Raw genomic sequence first — 14618 nt, 5'->3', positions numbered from 1 at the left:
AAGGTCGTCCACCGTCGGGATCTGCTGCCCCAGCTTCCAGGTCCCGCCCTCAATCCTCCGGCGAAACAACGTCGCCAGCTGCAAGTAGCGCGGCACCGCGCTGCGACTGAAGTCCAGCCTGCCATTCGGGGCGTTCATGCCGCCTTATGCCATGGCCGCGTCGGTTTGGGCGAGCCCGGCCCGGCCCGGCGCCTGGCAGGCCCCTGGCCGTTCTGGCCGGGCCACGAAAGCCCTCGGGATACCCGGCCGATCTGCCAGCCGGACGCAGCCCAGCACTTCAGGATGAAACGGCGGACACGCTCGCGCGAAGAGTATTGAAACGATACGTCGCGTATGGTTTATAGCGGGCAAGCCAGCCCGACTGGCACCTGTTGGAGGAACCCATGGCACAGCAGACGCGGTGCGTGATCATGCGCGGAGGCACGAGCAAGGCGGTTTTCCTCAAGGAAGCCGACCTGCCCACCGACCCGGCCGCGCGCGACGCCCTCATTCTCGGCATCTTCGGATCGCCGGATAAGCGCCAGATCAACGGCCTGGGCGGCGCCGACCCGCTGACAAGCAAGCTCGCCGTGATCGGCCCGCCGCGTACCGAGATCCCGGAAGCGGCGGGGACCCACCTCACTTACACCTTCGGCCAGGTCGAGATCGACGAGCCGTCGATCGACTATCTCAGCCTCTGCGGCAACATCAGCTCCGCCGTCGGGGCCTTCGCCGTGCGCGAGGGCATGGTCGAGGCACGATCGCCCGTGACAGTGGTCCGCGCCTGGAACACGAACCTGAAGCGCGTGCTGCGGATCGAGGTGCCTGTCGAGAACGGGCAGCCGGCTGAGGAGGGCGACTACGCGATCCCCGGCGTCCCCGGCACGGGCGCACCGATCCTGGTGGACTTCGCCGACACGGCAGGCGGTGCGACTGGCGCGCTGCTGCCGACCGGCATCCCCGTGGACCGGCTGGAGGTGGAAGGTGTTGGTACGATCGAGGCAAGCCTCGTCGACATCGGCAACCCGCACGTCTTCATCCGTGCCGCGGATGTCGGCATGACCGGCCGAGAAACGCCCGCCGAGATCGACGGAGACGCCAAGCTGCTGGACCGGCTCGAGCGTATCCGCGGCGCCGCCGCGCACCGCCTCGGTCTTGCCACCTCGCCGGAAACGGCGCGTGCCGAAACGCCGGCCGTGCCCATCCTCGGCATGGTGGCGGCGCCGGGCGCCTATCGTGACTTCCTCCATGGCCGCGAGGTGGCGGCCGAGGAGATGGACGTGCTGGCGCGGCTGATGTTCATGCAGCGCACCCACAAGACCTATGCCGGGACGAGCACGGTCTGCACGGGCGTGGCGAGCCGCCTGCCCGGCACGCTGGTGCATGAGGCCGCGCGCCCCGTCCCGCATGAGACGGCCGAGTGCCGCATCGGCCACCCGGCCGGCGTGATCACCACGGAGGTGAAGGTCTCCGGCGGGAACGGGCCGGAGTTCCGCGTGCAGCGCGCGACGCTCGGGCGCACCGCGCGGCGGATCATGGAGGGCTATGTCTTCACCCCCGACCGCGGGCCGACTCTGGCGGAGGCCGCCGAGTGAGCGCCGCCGGCCGCGGCCCGATGCTGATCGCCCAGCCCGGCACAATGGGGCCGCTGGCTCTGCGCAACCGCATTATCATGGGCCCGATGGGCACCAATTACGGCACGGGCGACGGCTTCTCCACCGAGCGCGACAAGCTCTACTACGCGGAGCGGGCGCGTGGCGGCGCGGCGATGATCATCACCGAGGCGATGGTCGTCTCCGCCAATGCGCGCAACCACCGCAATTCCCTCTGCATCCACCACGACCGCTTCATCCCCGGCCTGGCCGCGGTGGTGGACGCCATCCATGAGGGCGGCGCGCTCGCGGTCGCCCAGCTGAACCACAGGGGCGGCCTGCTGCGCCGCTCCGTCCTGGGCATGGAGCCGGTGGGGCCTTCGGACTGGACCCATCCCGCCACGGGCGAACCGATCCGGGCGCTGGGCATCGGCGAGATCCGCGCGATCCAGGAGGACTTCCTGACCTCCGCCTGCCGCGCCTGGGAAGCGGGCTACGACGCCGTCGAACTCCACGCCGCCAACGGCTACCTGTTCCAGCAATTCTTCACCGCCCGGATCAACCGGCGGGACGACGCCTATGGCGGTTCGCTCGAGAACCGGATGCGGCTGCTGACGGAGACGGTGGGGCTGATCCGGTCGGAGCTCCCGGAGCTGCCGCTCATGGTCCGCGTCAGCGCGACCGAGTACGTCGAGGGCGGGTATGGCGAGGCAGAGATCATCGCCCTCTGCCAGGCGTTGGAGCAGGCCGGCGTGATCGCCATCGACCTCTCCGGCGGATCGAACGAGAGCCCCGCCCTGTCACGCTACTGCATCCAGCCGCCCTCCTTCGCTCGCCGATGCCTGGAACCCTACGCCCGGCCCATCAAGGAGGCGCTGGGCATCCCCGTGATCATGGCCGGGCGCATCATCGATCCGGAGGACGCGGAGGGCGTGCTGCAGGCCGGCAGCGCGCAATACGTCGCCGTCTGCCGCGCGCTGGTGGCCGACCCCTACTGGACGAACAAGGCCTTCGGCACGATCCCGACGCCGATCAAGAAGTGCATCTCCTGCAACGTTTGCTTCGAGCGGCTGACGCTTGAGCAGGACGTGGCCTGCGTCGCCAACCCGCTCGTCGGCACCGAGTTCGAGCGGCTGGACCTTGCCGAGCCGCAGCTTGCCGAGCCGGTGCCGCAGGCGCAGCGCCGGCGCGTGCTCGTCCTCGGTGCGGGCGTGGCGGGGGTTGAAGCAGCGCGCGTCGCCGCCGCGCGCGGCCACGCCGTCGAGATCTGGGAGGCGAGCGACCGCGCGGGCGGGCAGGTGCCGCTGGCGACCGCCGGGCCGGACAAGGCGGATGTCGGCGGCATCTGGAGCTATCGCTGGCCGCAGATCGAGGCGCTTGGCGTCCCCGTGCGCTACGGAACCGAGGCGACGTTGGCCCGTATCCATGAGTTCGCGCCGGACCTCGTCATCGTCGCCACGGGCTCGCGCGCACGACGCCTGCCGATGCTGGACGCGGCCCCCTGTCCCACCATCCACGCTTGGGAGGTCATCCGTGACCCCTCCCGCATTCCGCCCGGCAGCGCCGTGACGGTGATTGGCGGCGGCCTCGTCGGGCTCGAGACGGCGGACCTCATCATGGGCGATGGCCGCCGCGTCACCGTCCTCGAAGGACTGCCGACGGTCGCCACGGGGATGGCGCGCAACAACCGCTTCGACCTGCTGGAGCGGCTGGAGCAGGGCGGCGTGACCTGGCTCACCGGCACGATGGTGGAGGGCTTCGAGGGCCCCGACCTCGTCCTGCGGAGCGGCGAGCGGCGCTGGACGATGCCGGCGGGCGACGTGATCGTCCATGCCATCGGCCCGGTGCCGAACCGGGACGTCGTGCCCCTGCTGCAGGAAGCCGGGGTGGACCACGTGCTGGTCGGGGACTGCAACCGGCCCAGCGACTTCCTGGACGGCATCCGCGACGCCTGGATGACGGCGCTGGCCGTCGAGCGCCGCCCGCGGGCCCGCGTCCGCGCCGCGACGCCCGACCTGGCCGTGTCGTAGGAGCGCCCCGGATGGACGACACCTACGAGCTCTTCGCCATCCGCTACGCCATGCGCGATGCGAAGCGCCGGGACCACTTCATCGGAGGCGACCCGCACGACGCCCCCATGCCGATGGACTACTTCGTCTGGGCCGCCGTCGGCGCGGAGCGGAGCTTCGTCATTGACACGGGCTTCAACGAGGCGACTTCGGCGAAGCGCGGCCGCACCTTCCTGCGCTGCCCTGTGGAGAGCCTGCGCCTGATCGGCATCGACCCTGCGACTGTGCAGGAGGTGGTGCTGACACATCTGCACTACGACCATGTCGGCAACTTCGACCGCTTCCCGGCCGCCCGCTTCCACCTGCAGGAGCCGGAGATGCACTACGCGACCGGCCGCTACATGGCCTATCCGAAGCTGTCGCACTCCTTCGAGGTGGAGGATGTCTGCGGCATGGTGCGCCTGAACTTCGCGCAGCGCGTCCGGTTCCACGACGGCGACGCGGTGATCGCGCCCGGCGTCTCGCTGCACAGGATGGGCGGGCACTCCGCGGGGCTGCAATGCGTGCGGGTGAACACCCGGCGCGGCCCTGTCGTGCTCGCCTCCGACGTCACCCATTTCTACGAGAACATGGAGAAGGGGCGGCCCTTTCCCACGGCCTTCCATGTCGGAGAGATGCTGGAGGGGTTCGACCGCCTGCGGGACCTCGCCCCCACGCCGAAGCACATCGTCCCCGGGCACGATCCGGAGGTGATGCGCCGCTACCCCGCCGTCTCGCCGGAGCTGGATGGCATCGCCGTCCGCCTCGACGCCGAGCCGAGCGCCTGAACGAAGACCAGGAGGAAAACCAGTGTCCGAACCCGCCGCCGTCACCCTTGCCCGCCACTTCGCCGCCCTCACGATCGAGCATATCCCGCAGAAGCACCTGGACGATGCCAAGGCGCTGATCGCAGACTGGTTCGGCGTCGCCCTCGCGGGCTCGCGCACGGATAGCGGCGCGATCGCGCGGCGCTTCGCGGTCGAGACTGGCGGCGTGGCGGAGGCGACCGTGGTCAACGGCCGCGGCGCGCGCGTGCCGGCTGTGCACGCCGCCTTCGCCAACGCCATCGCCTCGCACAGCGTCGAGCTGGACGACGTGGACATCCTGGCGCTCTACCACTTCAGCCCGCCCGTGGTCGCGGCGGCGCTGGCCGCGGCGGAGCGGGCGGGATCGACGGGCGCGGAACTGCTGACGGCGGTGGTGGCGGGATGCGAGGCCATGGCGCGGCTGAGCGACGCGACGAACCCCTCGCTGCGCGACCGCGGGTACCACACCACCCCGGCCGTCGGCGTCTTCGGCGCCGCCGTCGCGGCGGGCCTGCTGCTCGGGCTGGACGAGGAGCGGATGGTCTCGGCCCTCGGAATGGCCGGCGCCCAGGCCTCGGGACTGATGGAGATGTACGGCCCCTCCATGCAGAAGCGCTTCAACCCCGGCCCGGCGGCGCGCAACGGAGTCACCTCCGCCGTGATGGCGCAGCTCGGCTTCACCGGCGCCGCGACCATCCTCGACGGCCAGCGCGGTTTCTGCCGGGCCTTCAGCGACAGGTTCGACCCGGAGGCGCTGACGCGCGGCCTCGGGACCGAGTTCCCGATCCACATCGAGTACAAGGCCTATTCCTGCGCCCGCCCGATCCATAACGGCATCGACTGCGCCCTCGATATCCGCCGGCAGATGGGCGCGGACCGCGTGGACGGGATCCGCAGCATCACGATCCGTCGCCATCCGGCCTGGGCGCATTACCACCAGATCGCGCGCCCAGGGACCCATCACGAGGCACAGGTCAGCATGAACTACTCCGTGGCCGTGGCGCTGCGCGAGGGCGCGGCCCTGCTGCCGCAATACACCGAGGAGAAGGTGCACGACCCGGCCATCCTGCGCCTGTCGGAAATGGTGACGGTCGTGCCCGATGACAGCCTGCCCCGCGGCGTCTCCTGCCTCATGACGATCGAGGCCGAGGATGGCGCGATCTACTCCTCCCAGGTGGACCATCCCAAGGGCTCCATCGCCAACCCGATGACGCCGGAGGAGGCCGCCGGGAAGGCGCACCTGCTCGGCGATCCGGTGATCGGGGCGGAGGCGATGACCCGGCTGCTCGAGCGGGTCCGCCGGCTGGAGACGCTGCCGCGCGCGGCGGAACTGATGGACCTGGCGCAGGGCGTCGGCACCGGGGGTCTGGCCGTCGAGGAGACGCCTTTCGCGCGCGCTTCCTGAAGACAGAGCCAGGCACCGACGGGGCCGGAAGCGGACAAAGGGAGAGAAACACATGAACGACGAGGGATCCGCCCCGACGCGGGCGGGAAGGACCCGGATCGGGCGCCGCGGGCTGCTTCTCGGCGGGCTCGCCGCACCCGCGCTGCTCCGGCCCGCCCTGGCACAGGGCTTCCCGACGCGCTCCATCCGTCTGGTCGTGCCCTTCACGCCCGGCGGCGCCGCCGACATCACCGCGCGCCTTGTGGGAGAGCGGATGTCGGCCATCCTCGGCCAGTCCGTGGTGGTGGAGAATAGAGGCGGCGCGGGCGGCAACATCGCGGCCGAAGTGGTCGCCCGCTCCGCGCCCGACGGCTACACGCTCTTCCTTGGCGGTGCGACGATCTTCTGCGCCAACAAGGATCTCTACGGCGGGCGCATTCCCTTCGATCCGATGAAGGACTTCACGCATCTCAGCCGCGTCTCGATCGGCACGACGCTGCTCGCCGTCAACGCGAGCTCACCCTGGCGGAACTTCGCGGAGTTCATCTCCGCCGCGAAGGAGAAGCCGGGCGGGCTCACCATGGCCTCCTCCGGCCAGGGGACGATCAGCCATCTTTCCCTGGCCAAGCTCATGCAATCCGCGGGTGTGCAGATCACCCATGTTCCCTATCGCGGCCTGGCCCCGGCGCTGAACGACCTGCTCGCCGGCTCCGCGGACATGATCTTCGACGGCATCCCCGCGATCATCCCGCATGTCCGGGAAGGGCGGCTGCGCGCGCTGGCGGTGGGAAGCGCCAAGCGGGTGGACTACGTGCCGGGGCTGGAGGCGGTTCCCGGCATGGCGGAGCTGCTGCCGGGCTCGGGGATGGACATGGAGTTCTGGTACTCGATCGACGGCCCGGCCGGGCTCGCCCCCGATGTCGCCGCGCGCCTGCACGGCGCGACGGTGCAGGCCGCGAAGCAGCCGGACTACCGGGAACGCCTGCAGCCCCTCGGCTTCATGCCGGTCACGGATGCCTCCCCGGCCGCCTTCACCCGGTACATCGAGGAGCAGACCCCGACCTGGCAGGAACTCGTTCGCGTCTCCGGGGCGCGGCTGGAATAGGCCGGGCCACCGCGACTTGAACCCCTTGGAGCTTTCCGCCAAGAGGGGCCGGATCAACGAAGGTTCGTTCATGCCGGTCGAGGACGGAGCGCCGGCCGCCGCGCTCCGCCGCGGCCGGCCCCGCAGCACCGAGGCGCGGGACAAGATCCTGGCGGCGACGGAGGAACTGCTCTCCGAAGGGGGGTTCCAGGCCGTCACCATGGAAGCCGTGGCGGCGCGGGCCGGGGTCGCCAAGACCACGCTCTACCGCTGGTGGCCGAACCGGGCAGCGGTCGCGCTGGACTGCGTCTCGGCGCGGATGACCCCGATCGTGGATACGTCGAAGGCGGCGAGCTACCGCGAGCGCTTCCAGCGGCAGCTCAAGGCAACCATCCGCCTGCTGAACAGCGCGCAGGGGCACGCGATCCTGGCGCTGATCGGCGCGAAGCAGACCGATCCGGCGCTGGCGGAGGCCTATTCGGAGCAGATCGCCAGGCCGCGCCGCGCGCAGACGCGGATGCTGGCGCAGCAGGCGATCATGGCGGGCGAGATCGCGGAGGGGACCGACCTGGACCTGTTCCTCGATGCGATCTACGGCCCGCTCTACTACCGCAAGGTGGTTTCGGGGGAGCCGGTGACGGACGCCTTCATCGACCGCATCGTGGACGCCGCCTTCACCGCCTTCGGGGGGCGCTGAGCACGGCGCCTTGCGGCCGTCAGAGCCCGATGCGGCGTAGGCGCGGGGCGGGCCGCGCGGAAGCGGCGCTCCCGGGCGGGATGCGCCCTTCCAGCGGATAGGCGGGATCGTTGTAGCCGGGCGTGGAGGGGTGTCCGGCCGGGACCAGCCCGTCCACCAGCGCCTCGTCCTCCGCCGTGAAGCGATAGGCCAGGGCGCCGACATAGTCCTCCCACTGCTCTTCCGTGCGCGGCCCGGCGACGGGGGAGGTGACGAGGCCGTTGTTCAGCACCCAGGCCATGGCGAACTGTCCGGCCGTGATGCCCCGCGCCTCGGCCTGCTCGCGCAGGCGTTGCGCGATTTCCAGGCTCTCCGGCCGCCACTCCGTCTCCAGCATGCGCGGGTCCGCGCGCCCTGCACGGGAATCGTCCGGCGGCGCGGCCTGGGTGGCGTATTTGCCCGTCAGCACGCCCCGCGCCAGCGGGCTGTAAGGGACGACGCCGAGGCCGAAATACTCGCAGGCCGGCAGGTGCTCGACCTCCACCATGCGGTTGAGCGCGTTGTAGAGGGGCTGGCTCACCACCGGCCGGCCAATCCCCGCCTCGTCGCAGAGGCGGCAGATCTCGGCGATGCGCCAGGCCCGGTGGTTGGACACGCCGAAGTGGCGGATCTTCCCGGCACGCAGCAGATCCGCCATGGCCCCCACCGTCTCGGCCAACGGCGTCGAATGGTCCTCCTTGTGAAGGTAGAGGATGTCGATGGTGTCGGTGCCGAGGCGCCGCAGGCTGTCCTCGGTCGCCATCTGGCAGTGGCGCCGGGACAGCCCGCGGTCATTCGGACCGGGCCCGACCGCATTGGCCAGCTTCGTCGCGAGCACCCAGTCCGAGCGGCGCGCGCGGATCGCACGGCCCACCACTTCCTCCGACCGACCGGCATTATACGCGTTCGCCGTGTCGATGAAGTTGATGCCCTGCTCGCGTGCGCGGTCGATGATGCGCGCTGATGTCGGCTCGTCCGTTGCGCCCCCGAACATCATGGTGCCCAGGCAGAGAGGGGAGACCTTCAGGCCGCTTCGGCCAAGGCTTCGGTATTCCATGATATCCCTCCGGCAGGCCGATCGCGCGATGTCGAGCATGCTCCAGGCGAATGGGCTGGTCGAGCCACCCGCCGTGCCTGTCGGGCGACCGTGCCGAATTGGTGGGAAACCTCGCTCAGCTCCGTACCAGGCTGCACCCACCCTCGGAGAGTGGCCTCCAGGCCTGTTCCGCCGGTACGGTCTGCAGCAGCTTGTAGTAGTCCCAATCCCCCTTGCTTTCCTCCGGCTTCTTCACCTCGAAAAGGTAGGCGGGACTGACGGCGCGGCCATCCTCGCGGATCGCCGCCTGGCCGTAGATGTCGTCCTCCATCGGCATCTGCTTCATGCGGGCCACGACCGCCGCGCCGCTCCGCTTCGCTTCGGCAGCGCCGAGCGAGGCGACGGCCTTCAGGTAGTGCAGGGTGCCGGCATAACAGGCGGCCTGGGACATGTTGGGCCGCAGGTTGCGGCTGAAGCCCGCGTCAAAGACGCGGCGGGTGAAGGCGCGGGTCTTGTCGTTCATGTCCCAGTAGAAGGTCTCCGTCAGGACAAGACCCTGGGCCGCCCGCAGCCCGATGGCATGGACGTTGTTGATGAAGATGAGCATGGCGGCAAGCCGCGTGCCCCGCCGCGTGACGCCGAACTCGCCGGCCTGCTTGACGGCGTTGACAAGATCGTCCCCGGCATTGGCCAGGCCGATGACCTTCGCGCGCGATCCCTGGGCCTGGACCAGGGCGGAGGCGAAGTCGGTGGTCGGGAAGGGTAGGGCGACGCTGCCGATGACGCGGCCGCCCGCCCGGTTGATGAAGACCGTGGCGTCGTCCTGCAGGGCGCGGCCGAAGGTGTAGTCCGCACGGATGAAGAACCAAGTGTCGCCACCGTCCCGCACCAGTGTCGTGCCCGCGACGCGCGCGAGCATGTAGGAGTCGTAGGCGAAGTGCACGATGTTGGGGGTGCAGGACTTCCCGGTGACCTCCGCGCTCCCGATGTTGAAGCCGAGCATCACCTTGTCCCGCTCGCGGACGATGTTGTTGACGGCGAGCGCGATCGCGGAACCCTGGATGTCGCAGAGCGCGTCGACGCCCTGGTCGAGCCACTGGCGCGCGATGCCCGCGGCGACGTCGGGCTTGTTCTGGTGATCGGCGGAGATGATCTCGACGTTCAGCCCGAGCTTCGCGGCGAGCTCGGAAACCGCCAGGCGGACGCAGGCCACGGAGCCCGGGCCGCCATTGTCCCTGTAGGTGCTGGACTGGTCGTTGAGGATGCCGAGCCGGATGGTCGGCGCCGTCCCCTGCGCCGACGCCCGGATGCTGCCCATCGCCAGGGAGGAGGCGAGGAGGCCGCGCTTGGTGATGCTGGAGGACATGGACGTTCTTCCCTCGGCTTCTTCTTGTGCCCGGGCAGGCGGGCATCGTTCCGATCGCATCTAGCACGGCGCTGAGCGCATCTGTATACAAGAAACCACGCTGGCATTGAGCATGCGATCCGCTGGTCCGGGCACCCTCCCGTCGTCCCGCGCCGCGGCCGGAAGACCGGCGGAAAGAAAAAGGGGAGGGCGTGACATGCGGAAGCGCGTATCGGTGTCGGGGCAGGGCAGCTCGCCAGAGCCGGACCCAGCACCCCGCCATGGTTCCCTGACCAGCCCAGGCGGTGTTCATCGCACGCCGCTGGCCCGGCGCTCGCTGCTTGCCGCACCGGTGGTCCTTGTCGCGGCCAGGCCGGCCCGGGCGGAATGGCCGGAGCGGCCGGTGCGGCTCGTCGCGCCCTTTCCCCCGGGCAGCGGGACGGACGTGCTGGCGCGGCTGCTGGCGCCCGTCCTGTCACGGGAACTCGGCCAGCCCGTGGTGGTGGACAACCGTCCCGGCGCCAATGGCATCGTCGGCTCGCAGAGCGTCGCGACCGCGGCGCCGGACGGTTACTCGTTGCTGATCCTCGGCACCAGCGCCGCCGCCATCAACCCGCATACCATCCGGCGCATGCCCTACGACGTGGCGCGGGACTTCGCCATGGTCGGCATGATCGGCGAGACGCCCTACATCCTCTGCGTCGGTGTGGACGGCCCCCGCGACCTGCCGAGCTTCCTCGCCTTCCTTCGCGAGAAGCCGGGCGGGGCGACTTTCAGCTACGGCAATGCGGGCGCGATGATCATGGCTACGGTCATGGGGCGCATGCTCGGGGTGCCCGTTACCCCCGTGCCCTATCGCGGCGGAGCGGAGGCAATCACCGATGTCGCGGCGGGGCGGGTGGACGCCAATTTCGCCGACTATTCGCCCGCCCTGGCGCAGGCCCAGACCGGCCGGATCCGGATGATCGGCCACAGCATCGCGCACTCCTTCGCGGTCGCGCCCGAACTGCCGAGCGTCAGCTCGGTGCTGCCGGGCTTCGACATGAATGTCTGGTGGAGCATCGCCGCGCCCGCGGGAACGCCGCAGGCCATCATCGAGCGTGCAGGTCGCGCCCTCAACGCCACGATGTCCACGCCGGAGATCGTGGAGAGACTGCGGCTCGTGGGCGACACGCCCCTGCACATGAGCCCCGAGGAGACGACCCGCTACGTGGCCGCACAGCACGCCGCATGGGGCGAGCGCGTCCGCCTCGCCGGCATCGAGCCGCAGTAGGGGGCTGTAGGTGGTGGCCGGCGGGGCGCGCCGGCCCCTTCAGCCCCTCTCGGCTCAGCCCCGAGGCGTCCGGGTAAGGCCGGGGATCGGTTGGCGCAGCGAACGCTTCTGCGAGGCGCTCCGCACGTCCTCCGATACGACGAGGACGCGGCTCTCGTGGGAATGGCGGATGTGTCGGCGCGCGGCGTCCTCTGCACGGGACGGGTCGCGCGCGCGGATGGCCTCGACGATCTCCGCGTGCTCGGCCAGCGCGGCCTCGACCCGGCCGGGCGCGTTGTAGGTGGTGCGCCCGAGAAGGGGCGTGAAGTTCAGCAGGGTTCGCAGGCTTTTCAGCAGAAAGCGGTTATGCGCCGCGTTGTAGATCTGCTCGTGGAAGGCCTGGTTCTCCCGCGCGTGCATCCGGGCATCGAGCGGCAGGGCGCGCATCGCGTCCAGCCGCGCGGACAGGATGCGGATCTCCGTATCGTCCGCATTCTCGGCTGCCAGGGCCGCCGCGGTGCCCTCCAGGCTCTCGCGCGTGGCGTAGAACTCGCCGATCGCCCGCAGGTCATAGAGCGCCACGGCCATGCCGCCACCGGGCGCGTGGTCCAGCATCCCCTCCGCCTGTAGCCGGCGCATGGCCTCCCGCACTGGCGTCCGGCTCATGCGGAGCCAGGAGGAGAGCTCCACCTCCATGATGCGCTGGCCGGGCTCGATGTTCCCCTCGCGGATGGCCTCGTGCAGCATGTCGTAGGCCCACTCGCTCCGGCCCCGGTTGCCGCGCGGATCGGCCTCGCTCTCGTCACGGGGCGGCTCCGCTTCGATGGCCGGCTTGTCTTGTTCATGCTGCATCGCGGTAGGAGATACATCCTTCGGAATGGGCCAACAAGAACAAAGCGGAACTCCGGTGTATACGGCGGCATGGCGGTGCCCCGGATTGCCTGTTCAGCCCAGAGGATCTGCGTCCAGCCGGACCACGCCTTCCAGCCCGGGCAGCGATGCCGGGTAGCGCTGCAGGACCAGCGGGTCATGCCCCGGCACGATGTGGGCGGGCGATGAGGCGAGCCGGCGCATGGCCTTGAACCCATCCAGCATGCTGCCGACGTTCTCGGCCACGGAGAATGGCCGGTCCTGCTCGAAGTTCTCGTAGTAGTGCGAGACGTCGGAGGCGAGGACGACCCAGCCCCGCCGCGTGCGCGCCCGCACGAACTGAAGGCCGCGCGAATGGCCGCCGGCCAGATGGACACTGAGGCCCGGCGCGATCTCGGCCTCGCCCTCGTGGAAGCTCGCCCGGCCCTCGAAGACCTTCCCGACCATGGCGGTGACGTCCTCCGCCTCAAAGGGGTGGCGCAGGTGCGCGTGGCACATGCAGCGCCCCGTGCAGTACCGCATCTCCTCGTCCTGGATGTGGTAGCGGGCCCGCGGGAACAGCCCGTGATTGCCGCTGTGGTCGTAGTGCATGTGGCTAACGATCACGTCCCGCACGGCATCGGGCTCCACGCCCAGCGCTTTCAGCCCCTCGCCGACCGGGCGAGTGAGGCGGCGGTTGCGGCGCTGCCCCATGCGCTCGTCGAAGCCCGTGTCGAAGACGAAGGTTCCGGCCTCGCCGCGGAGCACCCAGACGAAGAAGTCCATCGGCATCGGGCCGTCATGCGGATCGCCTCCAAGGAAGTTCTCGCCGCGGCGCCGGTCCGGATTGGCCGCGTAGCGGACCGCGTGAATCTCGTAGGTGGACATGCCGTCTCACTCCCATTTCGAGGCACTCTCGCGGTGCAGCGCCAGCCTAACGCTGGGTCCGACAGGAACAAGCCGCATCGTGAGGATATTTGTATACAGATGGACGCATAGTTGTTGACCCCCGATGAGACGGCAGTTACCTCGCTTGCCTGACCCGGTCCGGCCGATGCCCGTAACAAGCCCCGGAGGAGAACCGCCCGTGAATGCCATCGACCCGAGTGCCGCAATCCTGCCGGCCCGGCGCATCGCCGAGTTCGCCGCGGGCCTGCAATACCAGGACATTCCGCCGGCTGTGCGGGAGCGGGCGCGGATCCACATCCTCGATGCACTCGGGGTCGGGCTCGCCTCCAACGCCTATTCCTTTGCGGACCGCACCATGGCCGGCATCCGCGCCCTGGGCGGGGAGGGGGAGTGCACTGTGATCGGGCGCCCGGAGCGCCTGCCGCTGCGGGATGCGGCATTGGCCAACGGCTTCCTCATCCACGGGCTGGACTTCGACGACACCCACCTGGCCAGCATCATCCACGCGACGGCGGCCTGCCTGCCCGTCGCGCTGAGCCTGGGTGAGTCCATTGGCGCCACGGGGCAGGAACTGCTCGCCGCCTACGCTGCGGGGATGGAGGTCTCCATCCGGATCGGGCTGGCGGTGAAGGGCGGCTTCCATCACACGGGCTTCCACGCCACCGGCGTCGTCTCCCACTTCAGCAGCGCGGTCACCGCGGGGCGGCTGCTGGGGCTCACGGCGGAGCAGATCCTGAACGCGCAGGGCATCGCCTCCAGCACCGCCTCCGGCATCCAGGTCTTCCTGGAGGACGGCGCCTGGACGAAGCGCTTCCATCCGGGTTGGGGAGCTGTCGCCGGCATCACCGCCGCACGGCTGGCGCAGAACGGCTTCGTCGGCCCGAAGCGCCCCTACGAAGGCAAGTTCGGCCTGTTCGACTCCCACCTGCAGTCGTACGCCGATCACGCCGATATCGGCGCCCTCCACGACGGGCTCGGTGAGCGTTGGGAACTGGCGGAGACGGCGATCAAACCCTACCCCGTCTGCCACTTCATCCACGGCGCCGCGGATTCCGCGATCGGGCTGCGAGCGGACATCCCCGACGTGGACGCGATCGAGAGCATCCGCATCCTGCTGCCGGAACCCACGATGAAGATCGTGGCGGAGCCCGCGGCCGACAAGCTGCGCCCGGCCAACGACTACGCCGCGAAGTTCAGCGCCCAGTTCGTGGTCGCCGCCTGCCTGCGCCTGGGCCGCTTCGGCCTGGCCGAGCTGCAACCCGAGGCGCTGGCGGACGAGGCGACCCTCGCGCTCGCCGCCCGTGCCCGCTGCGAGGTCGATCCCGACAGCGCCTTCCCTACCTACTTCTCCGGCGGGGTTGAGGTGGTGCTGAAGGACGGGCGCCGCCTGTTCCGGCACGAGCGGGTGAACAGCGGCGCCGGCGAGCGTCGGCTGGACACGGCCGGCGCCTCGGCGAAGTTCATGGGCGCGGCGGGGATGGTGTTGGACGAGGCCGCGGCGCGCCGGGCCTGCGAAGCCGTGCTGACGATCGATGGGCGGCCGGTGCGGGAGACGATGGCGGTCCTGGCGAAGCCGGCCTGATGCGGGGCGGACCGCGCCGGGGTTCCCCGGCGCGGCG

General features: G+C 70.2%; 12 protein-coding genes. 8 read left to right on the top strand and 4 right to left on the bottom strand.

Translation table 11 applies throughout. From position 1 onward, the window contains the following. Window positions 1–383 precede the first annotated feature (383 nt). The 6 genes from J5Y10_RS25640 (at window position 384) to J5Y10_RS25615 (ending at window position 7590) form a co-directional block, all read left to right on the top strand. Window positions 384–1574 (top strand): 2-methylaconitate cis-trans isomerase PrpF family protein, encoded by a 1191-nt coding sequence (locus J5Y10_RS25640; RefSeq protein ID WP_209376982.1) that lies wholly within the window; start codon window positions 384–386, stop codon window positions 1572–1574. Next, window positions 1571–3601 carry an oxidoreductase gene (locus J5Y10_RS25635; RefSeq protein ID WP_209376981.1) on the top strand — a complete coding sequence of 677 codons (2031 nt, stop codon included), beginning with the start codon at window positions 1571–1573 and terminating at the stop codon, window positions 3599–3601. The genes J5Y10_RS25640 and J5Y10_RS25635 overlap by 4 nt, the downstream gene beginning before the upstream one ends. Before the next feature lie 11 nt (window positions 3602–3612). Then, window positions 3613–4407, top strand: coding sequence for an N-acyl homoserine lactonase family protein (locus J5Y10_RS25630; protein ID WP_209376980.1), 795 nt, complete (start codon window positions 3613–3615; stop codon window positions 4405–4407). A 22-nt stretch (window positions 4408–4429) separates the two neighbouring features. Continuing rightward, window positions 4430–5830, top strand: a complete 1401-nt coding sequence (locus tag J5Y10_RS25625) for an MmgE/PrpD family protein (protein WP_209376979.1) — start codon at window positions 4430–4432, stop codon at window positions 5828–5830. 52 nt (window positions 5831–5882) lie between these two features. Next, window positions 5883–6914, top strand: a complete 1032-nt coding sequence (locus tag J5Y10_RS25620; RefSeq protein WP_209376978.1) for a Bug family tripartite tricarboxylate transporter substrate binding protein — start codon at window positions 5883–5885, stop codon at window positions 6912–6914. Window positions 6915–6984: 70 nt separating this feature from the next. Continuing rightward, window positions 6985–7590, top strand: a complete 606-nt coding sequence (locus J5Y10_RS25615) for a TetR/AcrR family transcriptional regulator (RefSeq protein ID WP_209376977.1) — start codon at window positions 6985–6987, stop codon at window positions 7588–7590. Between the two features lie 19 nt (window positions 7591–7609). On the opposite strand, the gene J5Y10_RS25610 is transcribed toward J5Y10_RS25615, so the two are convergent. Both J5Y10_RS25610 and J5Y10_RS25605 read right to left on the bottom strand, forming a co-directional pair. Further along, window positions 7610–8665, bottom strand: coding sequence for an aldo/keto reductase (locus J5Y10_RS25610; RefSeq protein ID WP_209376976.1), 1056 nt, complete (start codon window positions 8663–8665; stop codon window positions 7610–7612). 115 nt (window positions 8666–8780) lie between these two features. Next, window positions 8781–10010 (bottom strand): ABC transporter substrate-binding protein, encoded by a 1230-nt coding sequence (locus J5Y10_RS25605; protein WP_209376975.1) that lies wholly within the window; start codon window positions 10008–10010, stop codon window positions 8781–8783. 382 nt (window positions 10011–10392) lie between these two features. Here J5Y10_RS25605 and J5Y10_RS25600 point away from each other — a divergent pair, with 382 nt between their 5' ends. Next, the gene (locus J5Y10_RS25600) at window positions 10393–11262 is read left to right on the top strand and encodes a Bug family tripartite tricarboxylate transporter substrate binding protein (RefSeq protein ID WP_209376974.1); all 870 of its coding nucleotides are present in this window, start codon (window positions 10393–10395) and stop codon (window positions 11260–11262) included. Window positions 11263–11316: 54 nt separating this feature from the next. Here the strand turns inward: J5Y10_RS25600 and J5Y10_RS25595 are convergent, their stop codons facing one another. Continuing rightward, window positions 11317–12093 carry a GntR family transcriptional regulator gene (locus J5Y10_RS25595; protein ID WP_209376973.1) on the bottom strand — a complete coding sequence of 259 codons (777 nt, stop codon included), beginning with the start codon at window positions 12091–12093 and terminating at the stop codon, window positions 11317–11319. A 93-nt stretch (window positions 12094–12186) separates the two neighbouring features. After that, window positions 12187–12978 carry an N-acyl homoserine lactonase family protein gene (locus J5Y10_RS25590; RefSeq protein WP_209376972.1) on the bottom strand — a complete coding sequence of 264 codons (792 nt, stop codon included), beginning with the start codon at window positions 12976–12978 and terminating at the stop codon, window positions 12187–12189. Between the two features lie 199 nt (window positions 12979–13177). On the opposite strand from J5Y10_RS25590, the gene J5Y10_RS25585 reads away from it, so the two are divergent. Next, the gene (locus J5Y10_RS25585) at window positions 13178–14581 is read left to right on the top strand and encodes an MmgE/PrpD family protein (RefSeq protein ID WP_209376971.1); all 1404 of its coding nucleotides are present in this window, start codon (window positions 13178–13180) and stop codon (window positions 14579–14581) included. Window positions 14582–14618: the final 37 nt, after the last annotated feature.

Source organism: Roseomonas indoligenes (assembly GCF_017813365.1).
GTDB lineage: Bacteria > Pseudomonadota > Alphaproteobacteria > Acetobacterales > Acetobacteraceae > Roseomonas > Roseomonas indoligenes.
This window is presented reverse-complemented; position numbering and strand designations above follow the sequence as displayed.

What these genes read in the sequence shown, in the direction of transcription:
- J5Y10_RS25620 (WP_209376978.1), top strand. Translation starts at nt 5,883, where the DNA reads ATGAACGACGAGGGATCCGCCCCGACGCGGGCGGGAAGGACCCGGATC.
- J5Y10_RS25595 (WP_209376973.1), bottom strand. Translation starts at nt 12,093, where the DNA reads ATGCAGCATGAACAAGACAAGCCGGCCATCGAAGCGGAGCCGCCCCGT.
- J5Y10_RS25630 (WP_209376980.1), top strand. Translation starts at nt 3,613, where the DNA reads ATGGACGACACCTACGAGCTCTTCGCCATCCGCTACGCCATGCGCGAT.
- J5Y10_RS25610 (WP_209376976.1), bottom strand. Translation starts at nt 8,665, where the DNA reads ATGGAATACCGAAGCCTTGGCCGAAGCGGCCTGAAGGTCTCCCCTCTC.
- J5Y10_RS25615 (WP_209376977.1), top strand. Translation starts at nt 6,985, where the DNA reads ATGCCGGTCGAGGACGGAGCGCCGGCCGCCGCGCTCCGCCGCGGCCGG.
- J5Y10_RS25590 (WP_209376972.1), bottom strand. Translation starts at nt 12,978, where the DNA reads ATGTCCACCTACGAGATTCACGCGGTCCGCTACGCGGCCAATCCGGAC.
- J5Y10_RS25605 (WP_209376975.1), bottom strand. Translation starts at nt 10,010, where the DNA reads ATGTCCTCCAGCATCACCAAGCGCGGCCTCCTCGCCTCCTCCCTGGCG.
- J5Y10_RS25640 (WP_209376982.1), top strand. Translation starts at nt 384, where the DNA reads ATGGCACAGCAGACGCGGTGCGTGATCATGCGCGGAGGCACGAGCAAG.